This window comes from Pedococcus sp. P5_B7 (assembly GCF_054049895.1).
Window position 1 is genome coordinate 55,213 of sequence record NZ_JBFULM010000006.1, and the last position, 21,203, is coordinate 76,415.

22 protein-coding genes are annotated in these 21,203 nt (G+C 70.6%); 7 read left to right on the forward strand and 15 right to left on the reverse strand.

What is annotated here, in order from left to right; all coding sequences use genetic code 11:
- Window positions 1-2: 2 nt before the first annotated feature.
- A complete protein-coding gene (locus ACXJKD_RS14100) occupies window positions 3-1,211 on the reverse strand; it encodes a glycine C-acetyltransferase (protein ID WP_457255249.1) in 1,209 nt (402 codons plus the stop codon).
- 3 nt (window positions 1,212-1,214) lie between these two features.
- On the reverse strand, window positions 1,215-2,252 hold the full coding sequence (gene tdh / locus ACXJKD_RS14105; RefSeq protein WP_457255250.1) for an L-threonine 3-dehydrogenase: 1,038 nt from the start codon (window positions 2,250-2,252) through the stop codon (window positions 1,215-1,217).
- Between the two features lie 36 nt (window positions 2,253-2,288).
- Here tdh and ACXJKD_RS14110 point away from each other — a divergent pair, with 36 nt between their 5' ends.
- On the forward strand, window positions 2,289-2,909 hold the full coding sequence (locus ACXJKD_RS14110; RefSeq protein ID WP_457255251.1) for an L-threonylcarbamoyladenylate synthase: 621 nt from the start codon (window positions 2,289-2,291) through the stop codon (window positions 2,907-2,909).
- 3 nt (window positions 2,910-2,912) lie between these two features.
- Here ACXJKD_RS14110 and ACXJKD_RS14115 read toward each other — a convergent pair whose 3' ends face one another.
- A complete protein-coding gene (locus tag ACXJKD_RS14115) occupies window positions 2,913-3,788 on the reverse strand; it encodes an aldo/keto reductase (protein ID WP_457255252.1) in 876 nt (291 codons plus the stop codon).
- Window positions 3,789-3,820: 32 nt separating this feature from the next.
- On the reverse strand, window positions 3,821-4,420 hold the full coding sequence (locus ACXJKD_RS14120) for a TetR/AcrR family transcriptional regulator (RefSeq protein WP_457255253.1): 600 nt from the start codon (window positions 4,418-4,420) through the stop codon (window positions 3,821-3,823).
- Between the two features lie 147 nt (window positions 4,421-4,567).
- Here ACXJKD_RS14120 and ACXJKD_RS14125 point away from each other — a divergent pair, with 147 nt between their 5' ends.
- Window positions 4,568-6,034, forward strand: coding sequence for an MFS transporter (locus ACXJKD_RS14125; protein WP_457255254.1), 1,467 nt, complete (start codon window positions 4,568-4,570; stop codon window positions 6,032-6,034).
- A 91-nt stretch (window positions 6,035-6,125) separates the two neighbouring features.
- On the opposite strand, the gene ACXJKD_RS14130 is transcribed toward ACXJKD_RS14125, so the two are convergent.
- Together ACXJKD_RS14130 and ACXJKD_RS14135 are read right to left on the reverse strand one after the other, a co-directional pair.
- Complete coding sequence (locus tag ACXJKD_RS14130; protein ID WP_457255255.1) at window positions 6,126-6,536, reverse strand: VOC family protein; 411 nt, start codon at window positions 6,534-6,536, stop codon at window positions 6,126-6,128.
- Window positions 6,537-6,541: 5 nt separating this feature from the next.
- Window positions 6,542-7,003: a helix-turn-helix transcriptional regulator gene (locus ACXJKD_RS14135; protein WP_457255256.1), complete on the reverse strand. Its 462-nt coding sequence runs from the start codon at window positions 7,001-7,003 to the stop codon at window positions 6,542-6,544.
- A 34-nt stretch (window positions 7,004-7,037) separates the two neighbouring features.
- On the opposite strand from ACXJKD_RS14135, the gene ACXJKD_RS14140 reads away from it, so the two are divergent.
- Window positions 7,038-7,577 (forward strand): hypothetical protein, encoded by a 540-nt coding sequence (locus ACXJKD_RS14140; RefSeq protein ID WP_457255257.1) that lies wholly within the window; start codon window positions 7,038-7,040, stop codon window positions 7,575-7,577.
- Here the strand turns inward: ACXJKD_RS14140 and ACXJKD_RS14145 are convergent.
- The gene (locus ACXJKD_RS14145; protein WP_457255258.1) at window positions 7,495-7,854 is read right to left on the reverse strand and encodes a single-stranded DNA-binding protein; all 360 of its coding nucleotides are present in this window, start codon (window positions 7,852-7,854) and stop codon (window positions 7,495-7,497) included. The two genes, ACXJKD_RS14140 and ACXJKD_RS14145, sit on opposite strands and share 83 nt — an antisense overlap.
- A 91-nt stretch (window positions 7,855-7,945) precedes the next feature.
- Complete coding sequence (gene cax / locus ACXJKD_RS14150) at window positions 7,946-9,043, reverse strand: calcium/proton exchanger (protein WP_457255259.1); 1,098 nt, start codon at window positions 9,041-9,043, stop codon at window positions 7,946-7,948.
- A 96-nt stretch (window positions 9,044-9,139) separates the two neighbouring features.
- Here cax and ACXJKD_RS14155 point away from each other — a divergent pair, with 96 nt between their 5' ends.
- From ACXJKD_RS14155 to ACXJKD_RS14170, 4 genes are all read left to right on the forward strand, one after another.
- On the forward strand, window positions 9,140-9,652 hold the full coding sequence (locus ACXJKD_RS14155) for a GNAT family N-acetyltransferase (protein ID WP_457255260.1): 513 nt from the start codon (window positions 9,140-9,142) through the stop codon (window positions 9,650-9,652).
- A 252-nt stretch (window positions 9,653-9,904) separates the two neighbouring features.
- The gene (locus tag ACXJKD_RS14160; RefSeq protein ID WP_457255261.1) at window positions 9,905-11,092 is read left to right on the forward strand and encodes a M15 family metallopeptidase; all 1,188 of its coding nucleotides are present in this window, start codon (window positions 9,905-9,907) and stop codon (window positions 11,090-11,092) included.
- A gap of 81 nt (window positions 11,093-11,173) precedes the next feature.
- Window positions 11,174-12,736, forward strand: a complete 1,563-nt coding sequence (locus ACXJKD_RS14165; RefSeq protein ID WP_457255262.1) for an MFS transporter — start codon at window positions 11,174-11,176, stop codon at window positions 12,734-12,736.
- Between the two features lie 180 nt (window positions 12,737-12,916).
- A complete protein-coding gene (locus tag ACXJKD_RS14170) occupies window positions 12,917-13,276 on the forward strand; it encodes an RNA polymerase-binding protein RbpA (RefSeq protein WP_056885115.1) in 360 nt (119 codons plus the stop codon).
- 71 nt (window positions 13,277-13,347) lie between these two features.
- Here ACXJKD_RS14170 and ACXJKD_RS14175 read toward each other — a convergent pair whose 3' ends face one another.
- The 7 genes from ACXJKD_RS14175 to ACXJKD_RS14205 form a co-directional block, all read right to left on the reverse strand.
- Entirely contained in the window at window positions 13,348-13,782 is a 435-nt protein-coding gene (locus tag ACXJKD_RS14175; protein ID WP_457255263.1) for an FxsA family protein, read from the reverse strand.
- A 47-nt stretch (window positions 13,783-13,829) separates the two neighbouring features.
- Window positions 13,830-14,597 (reverse strand): polyprenol monophosphomannose synthase, encoded by a 768-nt coding sequence (locus ACXJKD_RS14180; protein WP_457255264.1) that lies wholly within the window; start codon window positions 14,595-14,597, stop codon window positions 13,830-13,832.
- A 28-nt stretch (window positions 14,598-14,625) separates the two neighbouring features.
- Window positions 14,626-16,266 carry an apolipoprotein N-acyltransferase gene (gene lnt, locus ACXJKD_RS14185; RefSeq protein WP_457255265.1) on the reverse strand — a complete coding sequence of 547 codons (1,641 nt, stop codon included), beginning with the start codon at window positions 16,264-16,266 and terminating at the stop codon, window positions 14,626-14,628.
- Between the two features lie 382 nt (window positions 16,267-16,648).
- Window positions 16,649-17,041, reverse strand: a complete 393-nt coding sequence (gene kal / locus ACXJKD_RS14190; RefSeq protein WP_457255266.1) for a 3-aminobutyryl-CoA ammonia lyase — start codon at window positions 17,039-17,041, stop codon at window positions 16,649-16,651.
- Window positions 17,041-17,892 (reverse strand): lysine 5,6-aminomutase subunit beta, encoded by an 852-nt coding sequence (gene kamE / locus ACXJKD_RS14195; protein WP_457255267.1) that lies wholly within the window; start codon window positions 17,890-17,892, stop codon window positions 17,041-17,043. The genes kal and kamE overlap by 1 nt, the downstream gene beginning before the upstream one ends.
- Window positions 17,889-19,478, reverse strand: a complete 1,590-nt coding sequence (gene kamD / locus ACXJKD_RS14200; RefSeq protein WP_457255268.1) for a lysine 5,6-aminomutase subunit alpha — start codon at window positions 19,476-19,478, stop codon at window positions 17,889-17,891. The genes kamE and kamD overlap by 4 nt, the downstream gene beginning before the upstream one ends.
- A 77-nt stretch (window positions 19,479-19,555) precedes the next feature.
- Entirely contained in the window at window positions 19,556-21,199 is a 1,644-nt protein-coding gene (locus tag ACXJKD_RS14205; RefSeq protein WP_457255269.1) for an amidohydrolase, read from the reverse strand.
- Window positions 21,200-21,203 lie beyond the last annotated feature (4 nt).

The window sequence follows — 21,203 nt, forward strand, 5'->3', positions numbered from 1 at the left end:
CCTCAGCCGACCCGGTCGCGGGCCGCCACGAAGGCGGCGACACAGGCCCGCACGTCGTCCTCGGAGTGACCGGCGGACAGCTGCACGCGGATGCGCGCGTTGCCCTGCGGCACCACGGGGTACGAGAACGCGATGACGTAGACGCCCTGCTCGAGCATCGCGTCGGCGACCTGGGCCGCCAGTCGCGCGCCGTCGTCGCCGGGGAACATGACCGGGGTGATCGCGTGCTCGCCGGGCAGGAGGGTGAAGCCGGCCTCGGTCATCAGCTCGCGGAACAGGACCGAGTTGGCCTGCAGCCGGGCCCGCGCGTCCTGCGAGCCGGCGGCGATCTCCAGGGCCTTGAGCGAACCGGCCGCGACGCTCGGCGCGACGGCGTTGGAGAACAGGTAGGGGCGCGACCGCTGTCGCAGCAGGTCGACGATCTCGCGGTGCGCGCTGACATAGCCGCCCGACGCGCCACCGAGGGCCTTGCCCAGCGTGCCGGTGAGGATGTCGACCCGGTCCATGACCCCGAACCGTTCGGGAGTGCCGCGACCGCCCTCGCCCACGAACCCCACGGCGTGGCTGTCGTCGACGAGCACCATCGCCCCGAACTCGTCCGCGAGGTCGCAGATCTGGTCCAGCGGCGCCAGGAACCCGTCCATCGAGAAGACCCCGTCGGTCACGACGACCTTGCGTCGGGCACCGGCGGCGGTGGCCGCCTCGAGCTGGGTGCGCAGGTCGGCCATGTCGGCGTTCTTGTAGCGGAACCGCTTCGCCTTGGAGAGCCGGATGCCGTCGATGATCGAGGCGTGGTTCAGCTCGTCGGAGATGATCGCGTCCTCCGCGCCGAAGAGGACCTCGAAGACACCGCCGTTGGCGTCGAAGCAGGACGAGTAGAGGATGGTGTCCTCCATCTGGAGGAAGTCTGACAGCGCCCCCTCCAGCTGCTTGTGCAGCTCCTGCGTGCCACAGATAAACCGCACGCTCGCCATGCCGAATCCCCAGTCCTGCAACGCCTTTGCCGCAGCGGCTTCCACGTCCGGGTGGTCGGCCAGGCCCAGGTAGTTGTTGGCGCAGAAGTTGAGCGCCTCGGCGCGGACCCCGTCCGCGCGTGCGGTCCTGATGTGGGACGACTGCGGCGAGGACAGCTCGCGCTCTCGCTTGTAGAGGCCGGCCTCCTCGATCTCCCGCAGGGTCGCGGCCAGCTCGTCCTTGACGGTGCCGTACATCGCTCAGCTCCAATCCATGATGACCTTGCCGCACTGCCCGGAGCGGGCGGCGGCGAAGGCGTCCTGCCATTGCTCGGCAGGGAGGCGGTGGGTGATGACCGACGCGATCCGGTCGCGCAGGACGGGGGAGTTCCCGAGCATCGAGCTCATCGCGTACCACGTGTCGTACATCTCGCGGCCGTAGATGCCCTTGATGGTGATCATGTGCGTGATCACGCGCCCCCAGTCGATGGGGAAGGGGTCCTTGGGCAGACCCAGCATCGCGACCCGACCACCGTGGTTCATGTGGGCGAGCATGTCCTCCACCGCGCTGGGCACCCCGGACATCTCCAGGCCGACGTCGAAGCCCTCCTTCATGCCCAGGGTCTTCATCGCCTCCCCGAGGTCGGACGTCCGCACGTTGACGACGAGGTCGGCCCCGGCGTCCTTGGCCAGCGCCAGGCGGTAGTCGCTGAGGTCCGTGACGACGATGTGTCGGGCGCCCACGTGGCGCGCCAGTGCGGCGGCCATCACGCCGATCGGCCCGGCGCCGGTGATGACGACGTCCTCGCCCGCCATGGGGAACGACAGTGCCGTGTGGGTGGCGTTGCCCAGGGGGTCGAAGACCGCGCCGAGGTCGGGGTCGAGGTCGTCGGGCTGCACCCACACGTTCGAGGCCGGGATGACGACGAAGTCGGCGAAGGCTCCATCGCGGTTCACCCCGATTCCCTTGGTGTGGATGCACATGTGACGTCGGCCGGCTCGGCAGTTGCGACACGTGCCACAGACGATGTGGCCCTCGCCGGAGGCGCGCTGGCCGACGTGCACCGAGTCGACGTCCTCACCCACCTCGACGACCTCGCCGTAGAACTCGTGGCCGATGGTCATGGGCGCCTTGACGGTCGAGGCCGCCCAGTCGTCCCACTGCTCGAGGTGGAGGTCGGTGCCGCAGAGTCCGGCGCGCAGGACACGGATCTTGACGTCGTGGGGGCCGGGCTGCGGTTCCGGGACGTCCACCATCTCGAGTCCGGGGCCGGCGTGGGTCTTCACGAGTGCTCGCACGCCGAACAACATAGTCGCCCTGTATACAGTCGCTGCATGGCCCGCTATCTCGACGTGCACCCCGTGGACCCGCAGCCACGGGCCATCGGCCAGGCGGTCCAGCTGATCCGGGACGGGGGCCTGGTCGCGTACCCGACCGACTCCGGCTACGCGCTGGGCTGCGCCCTGGGCAACCAGGAGGGCAAGGAGCGGATCGTGCGGATCCGGCACCTCGACGACAGGCACCACTTCACGCTCGTCTGCGCCGACTTCGCCCAGCTCGGGCAGCTCGTGCACATCGACAACCGGGTGTTCCGCGCGATCAAGGCGGCTACCCCGGGTCCCTACACGTTCATCCTGCCGGCCACCAAGGAAGTGCCGCGCCGCCTGCTGCACCCGAAGAAGAAGACCGTGGGTGTCAGGATCCCGGACAACCGCGTGGTGCAGGCGCTGCTGGCCGAGCTGGGGGAGCCGATGCTGTCGAGCACGCTGATCCTGCCCGAGGAGACGGCGCCGATGACCGAGGGCTGGCTGGTGAAGGAAGAGCTGGACCACCAGGTCGACGCGGTCATCGACGCGGGGGAGTGCGGCACCGACCCGACGACCGTGGTCGACTACTCCGACGGCACCCCGGAGGTCACGCGAGTGGGTGCGGGGGACCCGTCGCCGTTCGAGTGAGGGCTACATCTCCTCATGGGTGTCGGGGTCGCCACCGAACAACCGCCCGTCGGGGCGTCCGAGCGCGGTGATCGCGTCCATCTCGGCCCCGGACAGCTCGAACCCGAAGACGTCGAGGTTCTGCCGCTGACGCTCCGGCGTGGCCGACTTGGGCAGCGCGAGCGAGCCGAGCTGCACGTGCCAGCGCAGGATGACCTGCCCCGGCGTGACCTCGTGGGCGGCGGCAGCGTCCGCCACTGCGGGCTCGTCGAAGGGCGCCTGCCGCTTGCCCATGGGACTCCAGGCCTGGGTGCGGATCCCCAGCTCCGCGTGGACCGCTCGCATCGCGGGCTGCGGGAAGTAGGGGTGCAGCTCGATCTGGTTGACGGCCGGTGTCACGCCGCTCTCGTCGATGATCCGGCGCAGGTGTCGTTCAGTGAAGTTGCTGACCCCGATGGTGCGCACCAGGCCGTCGCGCTGGGCCTCGACCAGGGCCTGCCACGCCTGCGGGTAGAGGTCCTGGCTCGGGTTGGGCCAGTGGATCAGCGCGAGGTCGAGCTGCTCGACCTGGAATCGGCTGGCCGAGTCGCGAAGTGACTGCAGCGCAAGCTCTTTCGCGTGGAAGCGGCCCGGGATCTTGGTGGTGAGGGCCACGTCCTCGCGCGGCAGGCCGGAGCGGCGCAGTGCCTCACCGACCTCGGTCTCGTTCCCGTAGTTGACGGCCGAGTCGAGCAGTCGGTAGCCCGACCCCAGAGCCGCGACCATTGCCGCGATGCCGTCCTCGCCCCTGAGCGGGTAGGTGCCGAAACCGATCGCCGGCAGCGTGGTGCCGTCGTTCAGCTCGTATGCCGTGGTGTCGGTGGGCGTGGTGTCGGTGGGCGTGGGGGCCGTCTCGTCCATGGAGAAGAGACTATGACGACCCCGCTCGCGACTCAGCGTGAGACGGCGGCGACCGGTGCGCCGAAACGCAGTCCGTCGTAGACGAGGTCGACCAGCGCCAAGGTCGACGACGGTGGCGTGCTCTTGGGGTCGCTGGTGAGGCAGATGCCGCCGAGGGCCCGGATCAGCTCCGGAGCCGCCACGTCCTTGCGGATGACGCCGGCCTCGGTCGCGGGCGCCAGCACGCGCTCGGCCGCCTCGCGCATCGTGGCGCGGGTCTGCTCGAACTGACCGGCCCGGCTGCCGTTCATCATGGTGCGCAGCAGCGTCACCATGCCCTGCTTCACGGCGTAGAAGTCGACGAAGCCCCGCATCCACTCCCGCAGCGCCTCGCCGGGGTCGTCACTGGACGCCAGCTCGCGGGACCGCTGGTCGAGGGCGTCGATCTGCGCGCCGTACACCGCCAGCACGAGGTCCTCGCGGGTGGGGAAGTGGCGGTAGAGCGTGCCGATGCCCAGGCCGGCAGCCTTGGCGATGTCGTCGAGGGAGGCGTCCGCACCGCGGTCGGCGAAGGCGGCGGTGGCGGCGTCGAGCAGTCGCGACCGGTTGCGCACGGCATCCGCGCGCAACGTCTTGCCCTCGTCAGGGGACATCTTGGCCACCACCTTGCATAACCGGAGGCATCCTCCGTATAGTTCCAGAAGCGGAGTTAATCTCCGCTTCCATCCTTCGCAACGACGCGGAGGGATCCTCCGCTTCAAGGCCATCATAGCTCGCGCTGCCTGGAAGGACCTCCATCCATGAGTTCCACTGTTGCCCCAGCCCGGTCTGCTCGGACCTGGCTCACCCTCGCCGTCGTGCTCACGACGCAGCTGATGATCGTGCTCGACGCGGCCATCGTGAACATCGCGCTGCCGGACATGCAGCAGGCGCTGCACATCGCGCCGGCCAACCTCTCGTGGGTCGTCAACGCCTACACGCTCGCGTTCGGGGGACTCCTCCTGCTCGGCGCCCGCGCGGGCGACCTGTTCGGGCGCCGTGCCGTCTTCGCCGTCGGCATGGTGTTGTTCACCATGGCCTCGCTGCTCGGCGGTTTCGCCGACGCGGGTGCCCACCTGTTCCTGGCCCGTGCCGCCCAAGGTGTCGGTGCCGCGCTGGTGGCGCCGTCCGCCTTGGCCATCCTCATGGGTCTGTACCCCCGTGCAGAGGACCGCACGCGGGCGATCGGCTACTACACGATCGTGTCGGCGAGCGGCGCCGCCATCGGCCTGATCGCCGGGGGACTGCTCACCAACTACGCCTCCTGGCGCTGGGTGATGTTCGTCAACGTCCCGATCGGCCTCGTGGTGCTGGCACTGTCCCGGACCGCCCTGCCGAACAGCCGCGCCCACCACGGCCGGATCGACTACGCCGGAAGCCTGCTCTCCACCGCCGGGATGACCGCACTGGTCTACGGCTTCATCCGGGCGGCTGCCGACGGGTGGGGGAGTGCCACTGCCCTGGCGTCGTTCGCCGTCGCCGTTGCCCTGCTGGCGGGCTTCGTCGCCGTCGAGCGCACCGTGGAGCACCCCATCACGCCGCTGCACCTGTTCGCCGACCGCGAGCGAGCCAGCGCCTACGTGGCCCGGATGTTGTTGGTGGCAGGGAGCATGGGCGCGTTCTTCTTCCTCAGCCAGTACTTCCAGCTCGTGCTGGGATGGTCGCCGGTGCGCACCGGTCTGGCGTTCGTGCCGTTCCCGGTGTCGGTCTTCGTGAGCTCCCAGCTCGCCACCCGGGTCCTCGTGCCCCGGTTCGGGGGCCGGGCGGTCATGCTCGTCGGCATGGTCCTGTCGGCCGTCGGGCTGGTCCTGCTCACCCGGCTCGACGTCGACACCACGTACTCGCACCTGATCGGGTCGATGGTCATCTTCGCCCTCGGCAACGGCACGGCGTTCGTGCCGCTGACCGCCGCGGGCATGGCCCGGGTGGCCCCGCAGGAGGCCGGCGTCGCCTCGGGCCTGGTGAACGTGACGCAGCAGGTCGGGGGAGCAGTCGGTCTGGCTGTCCTGGTCACGGTGTTCGCCACCGCAGGGCCGGGCGCGGCCTCGGGCCCGTCGGCGAGCGTCCGGGCCAGAGAGCTGTTCGTCCTCGGCGCTGACCGCGGGTTCGGCGTCGCAGCGGCGATGATCGCGGTGGCCGTCGTGCTGGTGCTGGCGTTCGCGCGTCCGAGGCGCACGCCGGCTGTGGCACCGGTCGAGACGATGGCCCTCGAGCCCGCCACGACCTAGTGGGGAAGGGTCCGGGAATCGCTAGATTGACATAATGTCGATTATCGGCGTTCTAGCGTGAGCACAAGACGTCGAGCACCCCGCGGTGCTGTCAGCGCCGCTCCTGGATCCTGATCAGGTTGCCGGCAGGGTCCCGGATCGCGCAGTCGCGCACGCCGTAGGGCTGTTCGGTCGGCTCCTGGACGACCTCGGTGCCGCTGGCCTGGACGCGCTCGAACRTGTCGTCCAGGTCAGCCGTCGCCAGCAGGATCCCGCCATACGTGCCCTTGGCCATCATCTCGACGATGGTCCGGCGTTCCTCGTCCGTGATCCCGGGATCCACGGCCGGTGGATGCAGCACGATCGAGGTCCCGGGCTGCCCGGTCGGGCCGACGGTGATCCACCGCATGCCCTGGTAGCCGACGTCGCCCCGGACCTCGAACCCGAGGATGTCGCGGTAGAAGCCGAGCGCGGCTTCCGGGTCGTCGTGCGGCAGGAAGCTCGAGTGGATGGTGATGTCCATGGCCGTCACGCTAGCTGTGGCTCGACGGCTGGTGCTTCTCGATTCCTGACCGGTCGCGTGACTTGCTTGGCCACGCAGGACGGGATGCCGGCGACTGACTCCGCTGCCTCGCGCCGGTAGGTGCTCGGTGGCATCCCGACGAGCTCGGTGAAGCGGCTGCTGAACGTGCCGAGCGACTGGCAGCCCACGGCGAAGCACACGTCGGTGACGCTCAGGTCGCCGCGACGCAGCAGGGCCATCGCCCGCTCGATCCGGCGCGTCATGACGTAGCCGTAGGGCGACTCGCCATAGGCCTTGCGAAACTCACGACTCAGGTGCCCGGCCGACATGTGCGCACCCCTGGCCAGGGCCTCCACGTCGAGCGGCTGTGCGTACTCGCGGTCGATCCGGTCCCGGACGCGTCGGAGCACCGCCAGGTCACGCAGCTGCTGGGTGCGTGGGGCGCCTGCGGGCGAGCTGGTGGTCACACAGCGATCGTGCCACGAGGTGCCGGGTGGGACCATGGGCGAACTGCCCGGCGAGGAGGACGTCATGGACCTGTCGAGCTTCTATGCCTTCTTGTCCGCCAGCTGCTTCACGCTGGTGGGCCTGTGGTGGAACGTGCTCGAGCGGCGGCCCCAGCTCTTGTCCACGCCCGAGGTGCGCAAGCTCGCCGGCGGCATCTACCTGTCGTTCCTCCTGCCGGCCCTGATGGGCCTGTTCGCCCAGGTGGCTCCGGACCGACCGTTCATGTGGCGCACGACGTTCGGGCTGGTGTCGCTCGTCGGGATCGTCTCGACCTGGCGGCTGATCCAGCTCGACGGTCGGGTCCCCCACCCCGGCCCGTTCCGCCGCTACCGGTGGGTGGTCGTCGTCCTCTACACCGCGATCCTGGTGCTCGGGCTGGTGCCGTCCTTGGCGGGCTTGCTCGACCTGGCGCCGATCCAGCTGGCGGCGATCGCCCTCATCTGCCTGATCGTCATCGCCCACGGGCTGACCTGGGAGTTCCTGACCCAGCGCGAAGCCGCTTCAGCGACAACGCCTCCACCTCGTAGCGACTGACCGTCACCGTGCCCGTGCGGAAGAACCGCCGCCGCAGTGCGCCGACCACCTCGACGAGGTCCTGCGCCTTCAGCCCGCGGGCGCTGCGACGGGTGCGAGCCGACCAGCACGCCACGTCGATGGTGTCGACGCGCCCGGCGCCGGTGTCAGTAGACCGCGGCACGACCACCCGCAGCTGAGCCACGCGGTCACCACTCGGCAGCTCGCGTTCCTGCGCGTCCACGCTGATCCGACCGACCAGCCTGACCTCGTTCTTCCACTCCCCGGCCTCGTCCATGGGTCAACCGTGGGGCCACTCCCCCACTTCTGCCATCGCCCCATCCGATGCCTGGGGACAAGTCCGGGGGCGCATCCCGGCTGTGGACAACTCATCCCCACCAGAACGAGGTGGCGATCACGGCATACACCGCGATCAGGGCCGCACCCTCGATCCAGGTGGACTCACCGTCGAAGGTGATGAAGGCCGTGAGGATCACGGCGATCACGACCGACACCACCAGCATCGGCGCGAACACCAGGGTGAGCGACGCGAACCCGAAGACCGCCGAGAGGACCACCAGGAGCGGCGCGAGGACGAGGGCGATCTGGATCGGCGAGTTGATGACGATCGAGAACGCGTACTCGGACCGGTTCTGCGCGGCTAGCTGCACCCCCACGACGTTCTCGATCGCGTTGCCGGCGATGGCGACGATGACCAGGCCCGCGAAGGCGTCCGAGATGCTGAGGGCGTTCATGGCCGGCTCGAGCGCCACGACGAACCAGTCGGAGACGAAGGCGGCGGCCGCTGCGGCGGCCGCGAGCAGGCCGACGGCGAGCCACACCGGCCACCGTGGTGCCTCAGCCTGACCGGCGCCCGTCTCCGCCTCGCTGCCGGACTCCTTCCGCAACGAGGCCGGGAGGGTGAGCGCGAAGAGCACGAGCAGCACGACGGAGACGATGAGCGACAGTGTCTTCTCGTGCGCCGCGGCCGGGGTGTGGACGTAGTGGGCCAGTGACGGCACGACCATCGCGGCCACCGAGAGCACCATCAGGACGATGATGCTGCGCGCCCGCTCCGAGTTGAGCTGCTGGGTGCCGTGCTTCAGGCCCCCCACGAGGAAGGCCAGACCGAGCACGAGCAGCAGGTTGGCCAGGATCGAGCCGATCAGGGCTGCCTGCACCACCCCGACCAGCCCGGCCTTGAGCGCGAACAGCGCGATGAACAGCTCGGGCAGGTTGCCCAGGGCCGACTGCAGCACCCCGGTGGCCCCCGGACCGAACCGGTCGCCGAGCTGCTCGACCGACCGTCCGACGAGCGACGCCAGCAGGGTCACCGCGACGGCGGAGCAGACGAACGGCAGCACCGCTCCCCCGCCGGCGAATCGGGTCACCGCCGCAGCGAGGACAGCCAGACCGCCCGCGCCGAGGATGACGTAGTCGGAGCGGATGAAGGTGGTGGTGCTGGTGGTGGTGCTGGTGGTGGGCATCGCGTGTCCCCTTCAGGCGAGCAGACGAAAGCGGCGTGGAGGAGTCTCCACGCCGCGCGCGAAAGTGACAAACGTCATGGGTGGCAGACTCGGAGCATGGAGGCCCCCGACGTGCTGCGTCCGATGACCGACGACGACGTGCCCGCCGTGCTGCAGCTCAACGCCGACCACGTGGAGCTCCTCTCCCCCTTGGACGGCGAGCACCTCGCGCGGCTGCGCGGGTGGGCCACCCGCGCCGACGTCATCCAGTGCGACGGCGAGACGGCAGGCTTCGTCCTGGTCTTCGGCCCGGGCACCGACTACGACTCCGAGAACTACCGCTGGTTCAGCGAGCGGTTCGGTGACCGCTTCGACTACCTCGACCGGATCGTCATCGCCGACCGGTTCCGGCGCAGGGGGCTCGCCTCGGCGGTCTACGACGCGGTCGAGGCGGCGGCCGCGCCGAGGGGCCGCCTGGTGCTCGAGGTCAACGTCGACCCCCCGAACGAGCCGTCGCTCGCCTTCCACCGGCGTCGGGGGTTCGAGGAGGTCGGTCGGCTCGGTCCCGCAGGGCACCGCGTCAGCCTGATGGCCAGGAGTTCTCCGCCGAAAGCAGGAGACGGACCGTGACCTTCCCGGGTTACCCTGCGTTGAGGTAGCAGAGCCGCCCGAGGGGGGTGGCGGACGAGGGAGTGGCAGATCGTGGTCGGGCTCGGAATGCGAGCCAGCGTGGTCGCAGGCGCCTTGGCGGTTGTGACGCTGGCAGGTCTCTCCCCGGCATACGCCTCGAGCACGACCCCACCCGTCACATCGTCCTCAAGCACCACAGCCACCCCGCCCCCGGCCTCCACCGTCGCGAGCCGCCCGCCCGCGACCGGCAGCGTGACCACCGGCAGCGGCACCATGTCCGCCGGGGCCACGGCCACGCCGGGCGCCGGTGGCGAGAGCACCCTCAGCCCCTCGGAGCTGGCCGCGCAGATCGCCGCCGCCGATGCCCTGACCGAGGACCTGACCGCCTCCAACGCCGGGATCGCCGCGGCCGCCACCAAGCTGGACCGGCTAGCCCTCGAGGCCAACGCGCTCCTCCAGAAGTACGCCGCCGCGCGGGATGCCGAGCGCGCCGCCCGCGAGGAGGCCAACCGCAACGTCCTGCTCTACCAGCAGCTGAGCACGCGGCTGGGCGAGGACCGCCGGGCCCTGGGCCAGTGGGCCTACCTCGCCTACGCCGGCACCGGCGGCAGCATCAGCGACATGGGCACCCTGCTCGACACCCTGGCCAAGCCCGCCGCGGAGGCGAGCGACACGGCCGCCCAGCTGTCCTACCTCAGCGACCAGCGGAGCTGGCAGATCGAGCGCGTCCAGAACCAGACCCAGCTGCAGCGCACCATCGCCCTCAAGGCGGTCGAGGCGAGCACCCGCGCGACCGAGGCCGCCACCGCGGCCGCTGACGCGAAGAAGAAGCTCGACGTGGTGGTCACGGAGCAGAAGGCGCAGCTCGACGCGACCCGCCAGCTGCACGCCGAGCAGGTCGCCAAGGCCGGACCGGTCGCCGGGCTGCTCCTCGGCAGTGGCGACCCGGCGGCGATCGAGGCGACGAAGCGGCTGCGCGCCGCGCTCGTCGTGCCCGGCGTCCTCGCCGACGGGTCGGTCAAGGCGTGCAGCACCAACGAGGGCGAGTACCCCAACGGCAAGATCCCGGTTGCCGCCCTCTGCCCGCTCTTCGGCGCCGCCGGCCAGAGCCTTCGCCCCGGTGCTGCCGCGGCGTTCAACGCCATGAGCATCGCCTACCAGAAGGACACCGGCTCCCCCATCTGCGTCACCGACTCGTACCGCTCCTACGCCGAGCAGGTCTCCGTCAAGGCGGTCAAGGGCAAGTGGGCTGCCACGCCCGGTCGCAGTGAGCACGGCATGGGCCGCGCGGTCGACCTGTGCGGCGGGATCAACAACTTCGGCACCCCCGCCCACCTGTGGATGAAGCAGAACGCGCCGCTCTACGGGTGGTTCCACCCCGACTGGGCCGAGCCCTCCGGCTCGCTGCCCGAGCCGTGGCACTGGGAGTATGCCGGCTAGTCACCGCACCACCCCGACTCGCCGTCGCATCTGGGTACGAATACCCATCTGACCGACCGGCCGCTGTGCCACCCTTCACGCATGACAACAGAGGCGGCACCGTCACGGTCGACGACGTCGGAGCACCACGCCCACCGCAKGGCCTGGTACTGGTACGACTGGGCCAACTCCGCCTTCGTCACCACGGTGGGGACCGTCCTGTTCGCGCCCTACCTGACCACCGTCGCGAAGGAGGCCGCCTGCCCGGGCCAGGACAGCGACGCGGCCTGCCACGTCGACCTGCACGTCATCCCCGCAGCGGCCGACCTGCCGAGTGGGGTCTGGCAGGTCGGGCTGGCGCTGACGCTGCTGGGACTCGTCGCGCTGGTGCTCACCGTCGTCCAGATGATCCGCAACCGGCCGACCGTGCTGCCGACTCCCATCCCGCTGGCGGTCGCCGGAGCCGGTGGGCTGCTGCTCGTCCTCACGGCTCCGCTCGACCCGGGCTCGGTGGCCTCCTACACCGTCACGCTGTCGACGATCATCAGCGCGGTCCTGCTGGTGTTCGTCGGCGCGATCGCCGACCGCACCCCGCGCCCGGCGCGGCTGCTCGGCGGCTTTGCCTGGGCCGGGGCGGTGGCTGCCTCGCTGCTGTTCTTCCTCCGCGGCGAGAACTGGCGCTTCGGCTCCGTGATGATGATCCTGGCCACCATCGCGCTGGGCTCGTCGCTGGTCGTCTACGACGCCATCCTCTGCCGCATCGCGTCCCCCGACGAGCGTGACGACGTCTCCTCGCGGGGCTGGGCGCTGGGCTACCTCGGGGGTGGCCTGCTCCTGGCGATCAACCTCGTGATCGTCTCCAAACCCGACCTGGTCGGGGTCGACAAGGGCATGGCCGTGCGGATCAGCATGCTGTCGGCCGGTCTGTGGTGGGGCTTGTTCACCCTCATCCCCGTGCGTGGCCTGTGGAACCTGCGGGGCGGCGAGATCGCCCGGGTCGAGGGGCCCTCGGCCGGGATCGTCCGTGGCAGCTACGCCCAGCTCGGTCACACCTTCCGCGACCTGCGGACCTACCCCAACACCCTGATGTTCCTGCTCGCCTACCTCTTCTTCAACGACGGCATCCAGACCGTCATCTCCTCGAGCAGCCTCTACGGCGCGGAGGAGCTCAAGTTCGCGCAGGAGCAGCTGATCGCGCTCATCCTGCTCGTCCAGTTCGTGGCGTTCGGCGGGGCCCTGCTGTTCGGCCGGTTCGCCCGGCGGTACGGCGCGTGGCGCACCATCCTCGGGTCCCTCGTCGCATGGTCGGGCATCGTCATCGCCGCGTTCTTCGTGCCCGAGAAGGCGTTCATCCCCTTCGTCGCCCTCGGTGTGCTCATCGGCATCGTCCTGGGCGGCAGCCAGGCCCTGAGCCGTTCGCTGTTCAGCCAGCTGGTCCCCAAGAGCCGCGAGGCGGAGTTCTTCGCGTTCTACCAGGCCATGGAGCGCGGGACCTCCTGGTTCGGCACCCTGCTGTTCGGCCTCGTCCACCAGCTGACCGACTCCTACCGGCCGGCCATCGTGGCGCTCATCGTCTTCTTCGTCCTCGGCTTCGTCCTGCTCCGGAAGGTCGACGTGCGCCAGGGCATCGTGGATGCCGGCAACGAGGTGCCCGCCGTCGTCTGAGGGTCGCGTCGCGTGTGACTTGCGTCACATCGGACAACGCAGGGGCGTGCTGTTACGTCATCACGGGTACACACCGCGCGGATTCGGAACATTGAACCCATCCGCGGCGTTGGCAGTAACGAATCCCTTTCGCCCCCACCCGAGCGGGCAGGGTACCAAGCACGTTGGGAGAACCCCGTCATGGCAGAACGCACCCTCCGGGGCAGCCGAATGGTTTCGCACAGCCTGGAGACCGACGACCACGTCGTTCCGAGCGAGCGCCAGATCACCGCGTACGTGTGCCCCCTGGGCCACCGTACGGAGCTGCCCTTCTCGATCGAGGCCGAGATCCCGCCCACCTGGGAGTGCCGCTGCGGCGAAGAGGCTCGGCTGGTCGACGGCCCAGAGCCCGAGGCCAAGCAGGTCAAGCACGTCCGCACCCACTGGGACATGCTGCTCGAGCGTCGCTCCATCCCCGAGCTGGAGGAGCTGCTCGAGGAGCGGCTGACCCTCCTGCGCGAGTCGCGCGGCGAGAAGCCGCGCCGCAAGCGCACCGCCTGAATCACCCCGACCACCCAAGAGCATGACGAAGGCCACGCCCGCCAGGGCGTGGCCTTCGTCGTGCCGGGAACCTAGAGGACCTCGCCCTCGATGATGTCCGGCCCCGACGGGGGCTGGCCGCCGGCTCCCCCACGCCCGGTGCCGAAGATCCCCCCGAGGAGCCGCTTCGCCACCACCGCCTCGAGGGCGGTGCGGGCGATCGGACGGGTGAGCGGCAGGATGAAGAAGAAGCCGACGAGGTCGGTCAGGAAGCCGGGTGCGAGCAGCAGCGTGCCGCCCACGAGGACCAGCGCGGCATCCGCCAGCTGGCGGCTGGGCATCTGCCCCGTGGTGAGGGCGGTGGTCAGGGCCTTCCAGGCCCGCGCACCCTCGCGCCGGACCAGCCAGGCCCCCAGTGCGGACTCGACGAGGAGCAGCACCAGGGTCTGCCAGCCACCGATCACCTTGCCGACCGCGATGATGGCCGCGATCTCCAGGACCGGGACGACGAGCAGCAGGACGAACACGACGGCCAACCAGCGCGGCCGGCGTCTGCGGGCGAAGGGCGTGTGACCTACAGCCGGTGCCACGTCGGCTCCCGACGGCCCAGCCGACGCACCTGGTCGGCGCGGTGCGACAGGCCCCAGGCGGTGATCCGCTGGAGGGACTCCCGCATGATGTCGCCGCTCATCTTGGAGTCGCCGATCTCGCGCTCGACGAACGTGATGGGCACCTCGACGACCCGGAGACCGAGGCGCACGGCTCGCTGGGTGAGGTCGACCTGGAAGCAGTAGCCCTGTGACGCCACGTGGTCGAGCCCGATGGTCTCGAGAGCGCTCGCGCGGTAGACCCGGTAGCCCGCCGTCGCGTCGTGCACCGGCATGCCCAGGAGGGCCCGGGTGTAGAGGTTGGCCCCGACGCTGAGCGCCTTGCGGTGCAGCGGCCAGTTCACGACGCTGCCACCACGCACCCACCGGGCACCGATGACCAGGTCGGCGCCCGGCAGGGCGGCGAGGAGGGCCGGGAGCTGCTCGGGTTGGTGGGAGCCGTCGGCGTCCATCTCGACGATGGCGCCGTAGCCCTGGTCCAGACCCCACGCGAAGCCGGCGAGGTAGGCGTTGCCGAGCCCTTGCTTGCCGGGGCGGTGCAGGACGTGCACCTGCGGGTCCGCGGCCACGAGCTCGTCGGCCACCGCCCCGGTGCCGTCGGGCGAGTTGTCGTCGAGGACGAGGACGTCCGCGGAGGGCACTGCCGCCCGCACGCGCTCGACGATGCGGGGCAGGTTCTCGCGCTCGTTGTAGGTCGGGATGCAGACGAGCACCCGGTCGATCTGGTCAGACAACACGCGCTGGTCAGAAGGCGCAGACTGGTCAGACAACGACGCGATCCCTTCGTTCGTGAGCCGGTGCGGTCGGTCCGTCAGCGGCGCGCTCGACCCTAGCGGTCCTGCGCCGCAGCCACAGGCCGAGTGCCAGGAGACCGACGAAGGCGATCCCCGCGGCATACTCCGGCAGGGGGCCCAGCCGGTCGGACGGGGTGACCTCGGTGCGGACCACCGGCGACCCGTAGCGGGCTGCTGCGCTGAACAACGACGTCTTGTCCACGTACGTTCCGTCGGGGTTGATGAAGCCGCTGACGCCCACGGTCGAGACGTGCACGACCGACCGTCCGTGCTCGATGGCGCGCAGCCGGCTGATCGCGAACTGCTGCTCGGACTCGGCCGTGTAGCCGAATGTCGCGTTGTTGGTCTGCACCGCGAGGATGCTGGCGCCGCGCCCCGGTTGGAGGGTCGAGTCGCGCATCAGCCCGTCGTAGGCCACCTCGAAGCAGATGGTGGGGATGATCCAGTAGGGCCGCTCCCCCGCCACCGGGACCTCGAACCCACCCGGCTGGTCCCCTCGGGTGAAGTCCCTGGTGACGAGGTCGACCTTGTCGCTGAAGTTCCGGAAGAAGCTGCGGTACGGGATGTACTCGGCGAACGGCACGGGGTGCTGCTTGACGTACCGCGCCGGGGCGCCGCCACCCGGGAGGTAGAACAGGCTGGCGTTCGAGATGTAGGGGTCCGGTCCCTGCAGGACGGCACCGATGAGCAGCGGCGCCTTGACCGCCTCCAGCGCGAGCTGGATGTCGGCGGCAGCGTCGTCGTTCAGCAGCGGGTCGATGTCGGACGAGTTCTCCGGCCACACGACGAGGGTGGGCGCAGGATGGCCGCTGGCCACGGCCTGGAGGGTCCCCTGCACGTGGTTGTCGAGGACCTTGCGGCGCTCGGCGTTGAAGTCCAGCCCGGCCTTGGGCACGTTGCCCTGCACGAAGAGCACCGACACCGGCCGCCCGTCGGTGGGTGGCGTCGTCACCAGGGCGAGCCCGAGCGGAGTCAGGGCCAGGGCCACCAGGACCGCCCCGAGCAGCCGGTGCGCTGTCGGCGCAGCGGCTCGCGGACGTCCCACCCGGTGGGTGAGCTCCCGCCCCGCGAGGTGGAGCAGCACCCCGAGCGCCGCGACGGCGAAGGTCAGACCTGGTGCGCCACCGAAGCGCGCCAACGGCGCCAAGGGGCTGTCCGCCTGGCTGAACGCGAGCCGGGCCCACGGGAAGCCCCCGAAGGGTGTCGTGCCACGGGCCCACTCCTGCAGGACCCACGCAAGCGGCACCGCGGCATACGCCAGCGGTCGCAACCGCGACCCGAGGAGGGGCTGCTGGACGGCGGTGGTGAGGGCGCACATGACGGCGATGTACAGCGCCTCGAGCGTGGCGAGCGCGATCCACGGGAGGTTGCCCACGTAGACCCCCGACCACGACAGGGTCGGGAGGAAGAACCCGAGACCGTGGGCCAGGCCGAGCAGGAGCGCCAGCCGCCACCGGGTGCCGAGGGCCGCGGCGGACAGCAGGCCGACGCCGACGGGCGCGAGCCACCAGACGTCGTGCTCGGGGAAGGCCTGCGCCGTGAGGAGGCCGGAAGCCGTGGCGACGACGAGGCGGGTCCCCGCTCGCAGGGTCAGGGTCGACGGGGGCACGGAACCACGGTAGGACACGGAACGGCCCACGCTGCCGTTGGGACCAGCAAGGGGCCGACTGGGTGCCGACATCCTGCTGTTGTCTACTAAGCGCGCGGGCCGTACCGCCGTCCACCACCGCCTCGAGCGGGGCACCAGTTCGGGTCACACGTCACTGCTGGCAGGGCGGTGGCTGCGCGCGCTAGCCACCGGGCAATGCGTGCTTCTCCGGTCTGGCTTCCCCCTGGTCGACGGTCCATCAGTGAACAACCGTGGGCCAACTTACCCCCGCGACGGTGCGTGTCAACCCGGTGTTCACGATCGAAAACCCTTGTGCTGCAAGGATTCCGTGGGTAATCGGCGAACGGTCGGCGTGTCGCGCGCGACACGCCGACCGCCTGCGTCAGGCAGTCGGCGCCGGTGGCGGAACCACGACAACACCGCGGGCTGTCGTGGCTACGACGGGTGGGTCCAGGAGAGCGGCCGCGGACTCGCCCCGATCGGGGGCGCCCCGTCCCACCACTCGGACCTCGAACTCCATCTCGCGGCTGCGGGTCCCCGCCCGCACCAGCCGGGCCTCGATCTCGATGACGTCACCCGCGCGGACGGGTGCCTTGAACTGGACATCGGAGTACGACGCGAACAGGCCCTCGTCGCCGTCGGTGCGGATGCACATCTCGGTGGCCACGTCGCCGAACGCCGCGAGCGAGTAGGCGCCGTCGACGAGGTTGCCGGCGTAGTGGGCGTGGCTGTACGGGACGTAGCGGCGATGGGTGACGGTGGTTCCGACGGTCATCACTTCTCCTTCGAGCGGGCGCTGCTGGGGGCGAGGGCGTGCACGAGGTAGCTGGCCACCTCGCCGGGGGTGGTCCCACGTCCGAAGATCCGGTCGACCCCGAGCTTGGGCGCCGACCCCTCCTCGAACCGTGGTCCGCCGACGACGAGCAGCGGCACCTGACCGGCAGGGTATGCCTCGCGGAAGGCCGCACTCATGGTCGTGGTGTTGTGGATGTGGGCGTCACGCTGGGTGACGACCTGGCTGACCATCACGGCGTCGGCCTTCTCGGCCCGGGCACGGGCGACGAGCTCGGGCACGAGCACCTGGGCCCCGAGGTTCACCACCTTGATCTCGCGGTAGTACTCCAGGCCCTTCTCCCCCGCGAACCCCTTGATGTTGAGGATCGCGTCGATCCCGACCGTGTGGGCGTCGGTGCCGATGCAGGCGCCGACCACGACGAGCTTGCGACGCAGTCGCGCCTTGATCGCCTTGTTGACCTCGGTGGGGCTCAGGAGCGGGAACTCGCGCTCCACGACGGTGACCTCGCGGAGGTCGACCAGGTGGGTCGCGCTGCCGTAGACGACGAAGAACGTGAAGTCGGGTCCCATCGGCTTGGCGTGCACGAGCAGCGCCGGCTCCAGGCCCATCTTGGCCGCGAGCTGGAGGGCGGCACCTTCCGCCCGCTTGTCGTGTGGGACGGGCAGCGTGAACGAGACCTGCACCATGCCGTCGCCGGTGGTGTCGCCGTAGGGGCGGACGATGTCGGGTGTCTTGCGCGCTGCCTTGGCGCCCTTCGACCTGCCCTTGGCGGGCATGGGGTCGAGGGGCATCGCCTTGTCGGTCGTGCGCGGGTCCTGGGAGGGGGTCATCGGGTCTCCCCCGTCTCGAGGAGGGTCGTGGCGGGGTTGTCGTAGCCGTCGGCACGGACCACCACCCCGTCGAGTCCCTTGCCGGCGTTCGCGGGGCGCTTCATCAGGCCGAAGGTGCCGTCGGCGATCGCCTCGAGCAGCGGGGCCCGCCCCGGCTCCTCGGTGATGGTCGTCAGCAGGTCGATGGCCTCGGACAGCACTCCCCTGGCCCGCGTCTGGATGAACCCGTCGCGGGGCGGGTGGAAGTCCTCGGTGAGCCCACCGGCGGCGTTGAGCACGTAGCGGACGTTCTGCAGGGCCAGGTCACGGTCGGACAGGAACGGCGTCACGACGGCTTCGGTCATCATGCCGACGAGGAGGATGCCCTGACCGGTCATCGCTCCGACGAGGTTGAAGAACCCGTCGAGGAGGTAGCCGCGGAAGACGTCGCCGGTCATGTGCTTGGTCGGCGGCATCCACTTCAGCGGCGCGTCGGGGAAGAGCTGGCGGGCCAGCAGGGCGTGGGCCAGCTCCATCCGGAACGAGTCGGGGATCTCGGGGTTGATCTCGAAGGCGTGGCCCAGGCCGAGCTGCCAGTCCTCGAGCCCGGCCTCCTTGGCGAAGTACTCGTTGAGCAGCTGGCTCACGGTGACCGTGTGGGCGGCCTCGACGGCGTCGGCGGTGGTGAGGTAGTTGTCCTCGCCGGTGTTGATGATGATCCCGGCGCGGGCGTGGATCTGGCGGCTGAACCGCTGGTCGACGAACGTCCGGATCGGGTTGATGTCGCGGAAGAGGATTCCGTACATCGAGTCGTTGAGCATCATGTCGAGCCGCTCGAGCCCGGCCAGCGTCGCGATCTCGGGCATGCACAGGCCCGAGGCGTAGTTGGTCAGCCGGATGTAGCGACCTAGCTCCTTGGACGTCTCGTCCAGGGCCGCGCGCATGAGGCGGAAGTTCTCCTGGGTGGCGTACGTGCCGGCATACCCCTCGCGGGTGGCGCCCTCGGGCACGTAGTCCAGCAGCGACTGTCCCGTGGAGCGGATCACGGCGATGATGTCGGCGCCCTCGCGAGCGGCGTTCTGCGCCTGGGGGATGTCCTCGTAGATGTCGCCGGTGGCGACGATGAGGTAGATCCAGGGGCGCTGCTCCGGGTCGCCGTGGCGCTTGATGAGGCGGTCGCGGGCGGCGCGCTGCTTGTCGATCGTGCGTATGCCGCGGCTCACCTCGCGGCGCGCGTCCTGGGCGGCCGCGGTGCCTGCCCTGCCCTCCGGCAGCCGGAACTGGACCGAACCGCTGGCGGCCTTCTGGGCCAGGGTCAGGAGGTCCGGGGCCTCTCCCCTGCGCAGCGCGTCGAAGACCGGGCTGGTGATGCCGTGCTCTAGACCGACCTCGGCGCGGACGGCGTCGACGAGGTGGTTGACCCACGGCACCCGCTCGTGGTCGGCGCCACCGAGGCCGGCCAGGCGCAGGGTGGCCCGCTCGACGCTCACGGTGGTGTGGCTCTGGGCCAGCTTCACCACGGGTCGGCCGGCCTTGCGGGCCAGGGTGCGGGCCCGGCGAACATCGGCCGGGTCGAGGTCGAGGAGGGGTTTCACACGCGAAGACACGCGGCAAATCTAGCAGTGAGAGAGAGGATTTCCGGTCAGGGTGATCGGAGGCCGCAAATCCTCTCTCCGGCGATCGACTAGACCGACAGGGCACCCGAGTCGAAGACGGTCCGGCCGCGGACGACGGTGCGCTGGCAGGTCGGAGCCGCGATGCCGGGCGAGAGGTCGGGCAGTCCGGGCGTCCCCGACCGCGGGTCGGTCGACCAGGTCTGGATCCGGTCGTCCGGCGCCTGCACGACGAGGTCGCCCACCTCCCAGATGGCGAACGTGGCGGGCAGCCCGAGGTCGAGGTAGCCACGGTCGTCGAAGCCCGCGGCCCGCCAGCCACCTCGGGTGTGGGCGAGGAAGGCCGACCGGGCCGAGACCCGCTGGCTCTCGTCGTGGTGGAACGCGGCTGCGCGGACTGCTTCCCACGGGGCGAAGGGGGTCACCGGGGAGTCCGACCCGAAGGCGACGGTCATCCCCGCCGCCATCATCGATGCGAACGCGTTCATCGGCGCGGTGTCGGCACCGGCGCGACCGTGCACGCGGTCGGCACCGAGCCGCGCGGCATACATGCCCTGGTGGCCGCCCCAGAACGCGTCGAAGGCCGGCTGCACGCTGGCGCCGACGCCGAGTCGGACGAGCCGCTCGATCCCGTCGCGCGAGACCATCTCGAGGTGCTCCAGCCGGTGTCGCGCGCGGGTGACGACGGGGGCGCCGACCAGCTCGGCGGCGGCCTCGAACCCGGCCACCGCGGTGTCGACCCCGGCGTCGCCGATGACGTGGAACCCGGCCTGGAGCCCGGCCAGCGAGCACGCGGCGACGTGGTCGCGGACCTGCTCGACGGTCAGGTAGGCGTTGCCCGTGTGGCCCGCGGCATCGGCGTACGGCTCCCGCAGGTGGGCGGTGCGCGAGCCAACGGACCCGTCGATGTTGAGGTCTCCGGCCAGGCCCCGCGCACCGCGCAGGGTGGCGACGTCACGGGCCTCCGCCTCGTCGGCGACCAGCTGGGCCCAGTAGCCGAGGGTCTGGGGGCCATCGCCCCGCTCCCCCGCCGCCAGCACCTCGGCGAAGTCGTCGGTGCCCGACAGGGTGCGACCGCCGTTCTCCTGCACGAGCCCGATCCCGGCTGCCGCCGCCGACTGGAGGGCGAGGTCGATGTCGGCCTGTCGCTGGGCCGGGGTGACGGCGCCGTTGAACGCCTCACGCGCGGCGTGGTGGGCGTCGCGGGTCACCAGGCCGTCGCCCTCCCACCCGGGCAGGCCACGCGCACCGGAGGCGGCGGCGAGGGCGGACGAGATGACGGCGGAGTGGCCGTCGACGCGGGGCGAGTAGACGACCCCTCCGTAGGTGGCGCGGTCGAGCTCGGCCCCGGTGTGCGGTCGGTGTTCGGCCCAGCGGTCCTGGTCCCAGTTCGGGGCGTAGACCGGTCGTCCCTGGCTGCGGCGAGCCGCGTCCTCGATGCGGCTCAGTGCCTCGACCACCGAGTGGGTCGCGCCGAGGTCCACGCCGCGCAGTCCGGCGCCGGTCTGGGAGACGTGCGCGTGCGCGTCGACGAAGGCCGGGGCGACGAGGGCGCCGTCGAGCTCGACCACGTGGTCCACGGCGTCGACGTGCACCGCGGCTGCGTCGTCGCCGCCGATCCAGGCGATCGTGCCGGTCGCCTCGTCGACGACCATGGCGTTCGCGAACGGGTCGATCGGGGTGTAGACGAAGCCGCCGCGGTAGAGGGTGCTCACGTCC

Bases quoted from the DNA above. Each gene is read 5' to 3' on its own strand.
- ACXJKD_RS14115 (WP_457255252.1), bottom strand. From the start codon at position 3,788: ATGGACGAGACGGCCCCCACGCCCACCGACACCACGCCCACCGACACC.
- kal (WP_457255266.1), bottom strand. From the start codon at position 17,041: ATGACCGTCGGAACCACCGTCACCCATCGCCGCTACGTCCCGTACAGC.
- kamE (WP_457255267.1), bottom strand. From the start codon at position 17,892: ATGACCCCCTCCCAGGACCCGCGCACGACCGACAAGGCGATGCCCCTC.
- ACXJKD_RS14140 (WP_457255257.1), top strand. From the start codon at position 7,038: ATGGGCGAACTGCCCGGCGAGGAGGACGTCATGGACCTGTCGAGCTTC.
- ACXJKD_RS14145 (WP_457255258.1), bottom strand. From the start codon at position 7,854: ATGGACGAGGCCGGGGAGTGGAAGAACGAGGTCAGGCTGGTCGGTCGG.
- cax (WP_457255259.1), bottom strand. From the start codon at position 9,043: ATGCCCACCACCAGCACCACCACCAGCACCACCACCTTCATCCGCTCC.
- ACXJKD_RS14155 (WP_457255260.1), top strand. From the start codon at position 9,140: ATGGAGGCCCCCGACGTGCTGCGTCCGATGACCGACGACGACGTGCCC.
- ACXJKD_RS14110 (WP_457255251.1), top strand. From the start codon at position 2,289: ATGGCCCGCTATCTCGACGTGCACCCCGTGGACCCGCAGCCACGGGCC.
- ACXJKD_RS14120 (WP_457255253.1), bottom strand. From the start codon at position 4,420: ATGTCCCCTGACGAGGGCAAGACGTTGCGCGCGGATGCCGTGCGCAAC.
- ACXJKD_RS14100 (WP_457255249.1), bottom strand. From the start codon at position 1,211: ATGTACGGCACCGTCAAGGACGAGCTGGCCGCGACCCTGCGGGAGATC.
- ACXJKD_RS14170 (WP_056885115.1), top strand. From the start codon at position 12,917: ATGGCAGAACGCACCCTCCGGGGCAGCCGAATGGTTTCGCACAGCCTG.
- ACXJKD_RS14125 (WP_457255254.1), top strand. From the start codon at position 4,568: ATGAGTTCCACTGTTGCCCCAGCCCGGTCTGCTCGGACCTGGCTCACC.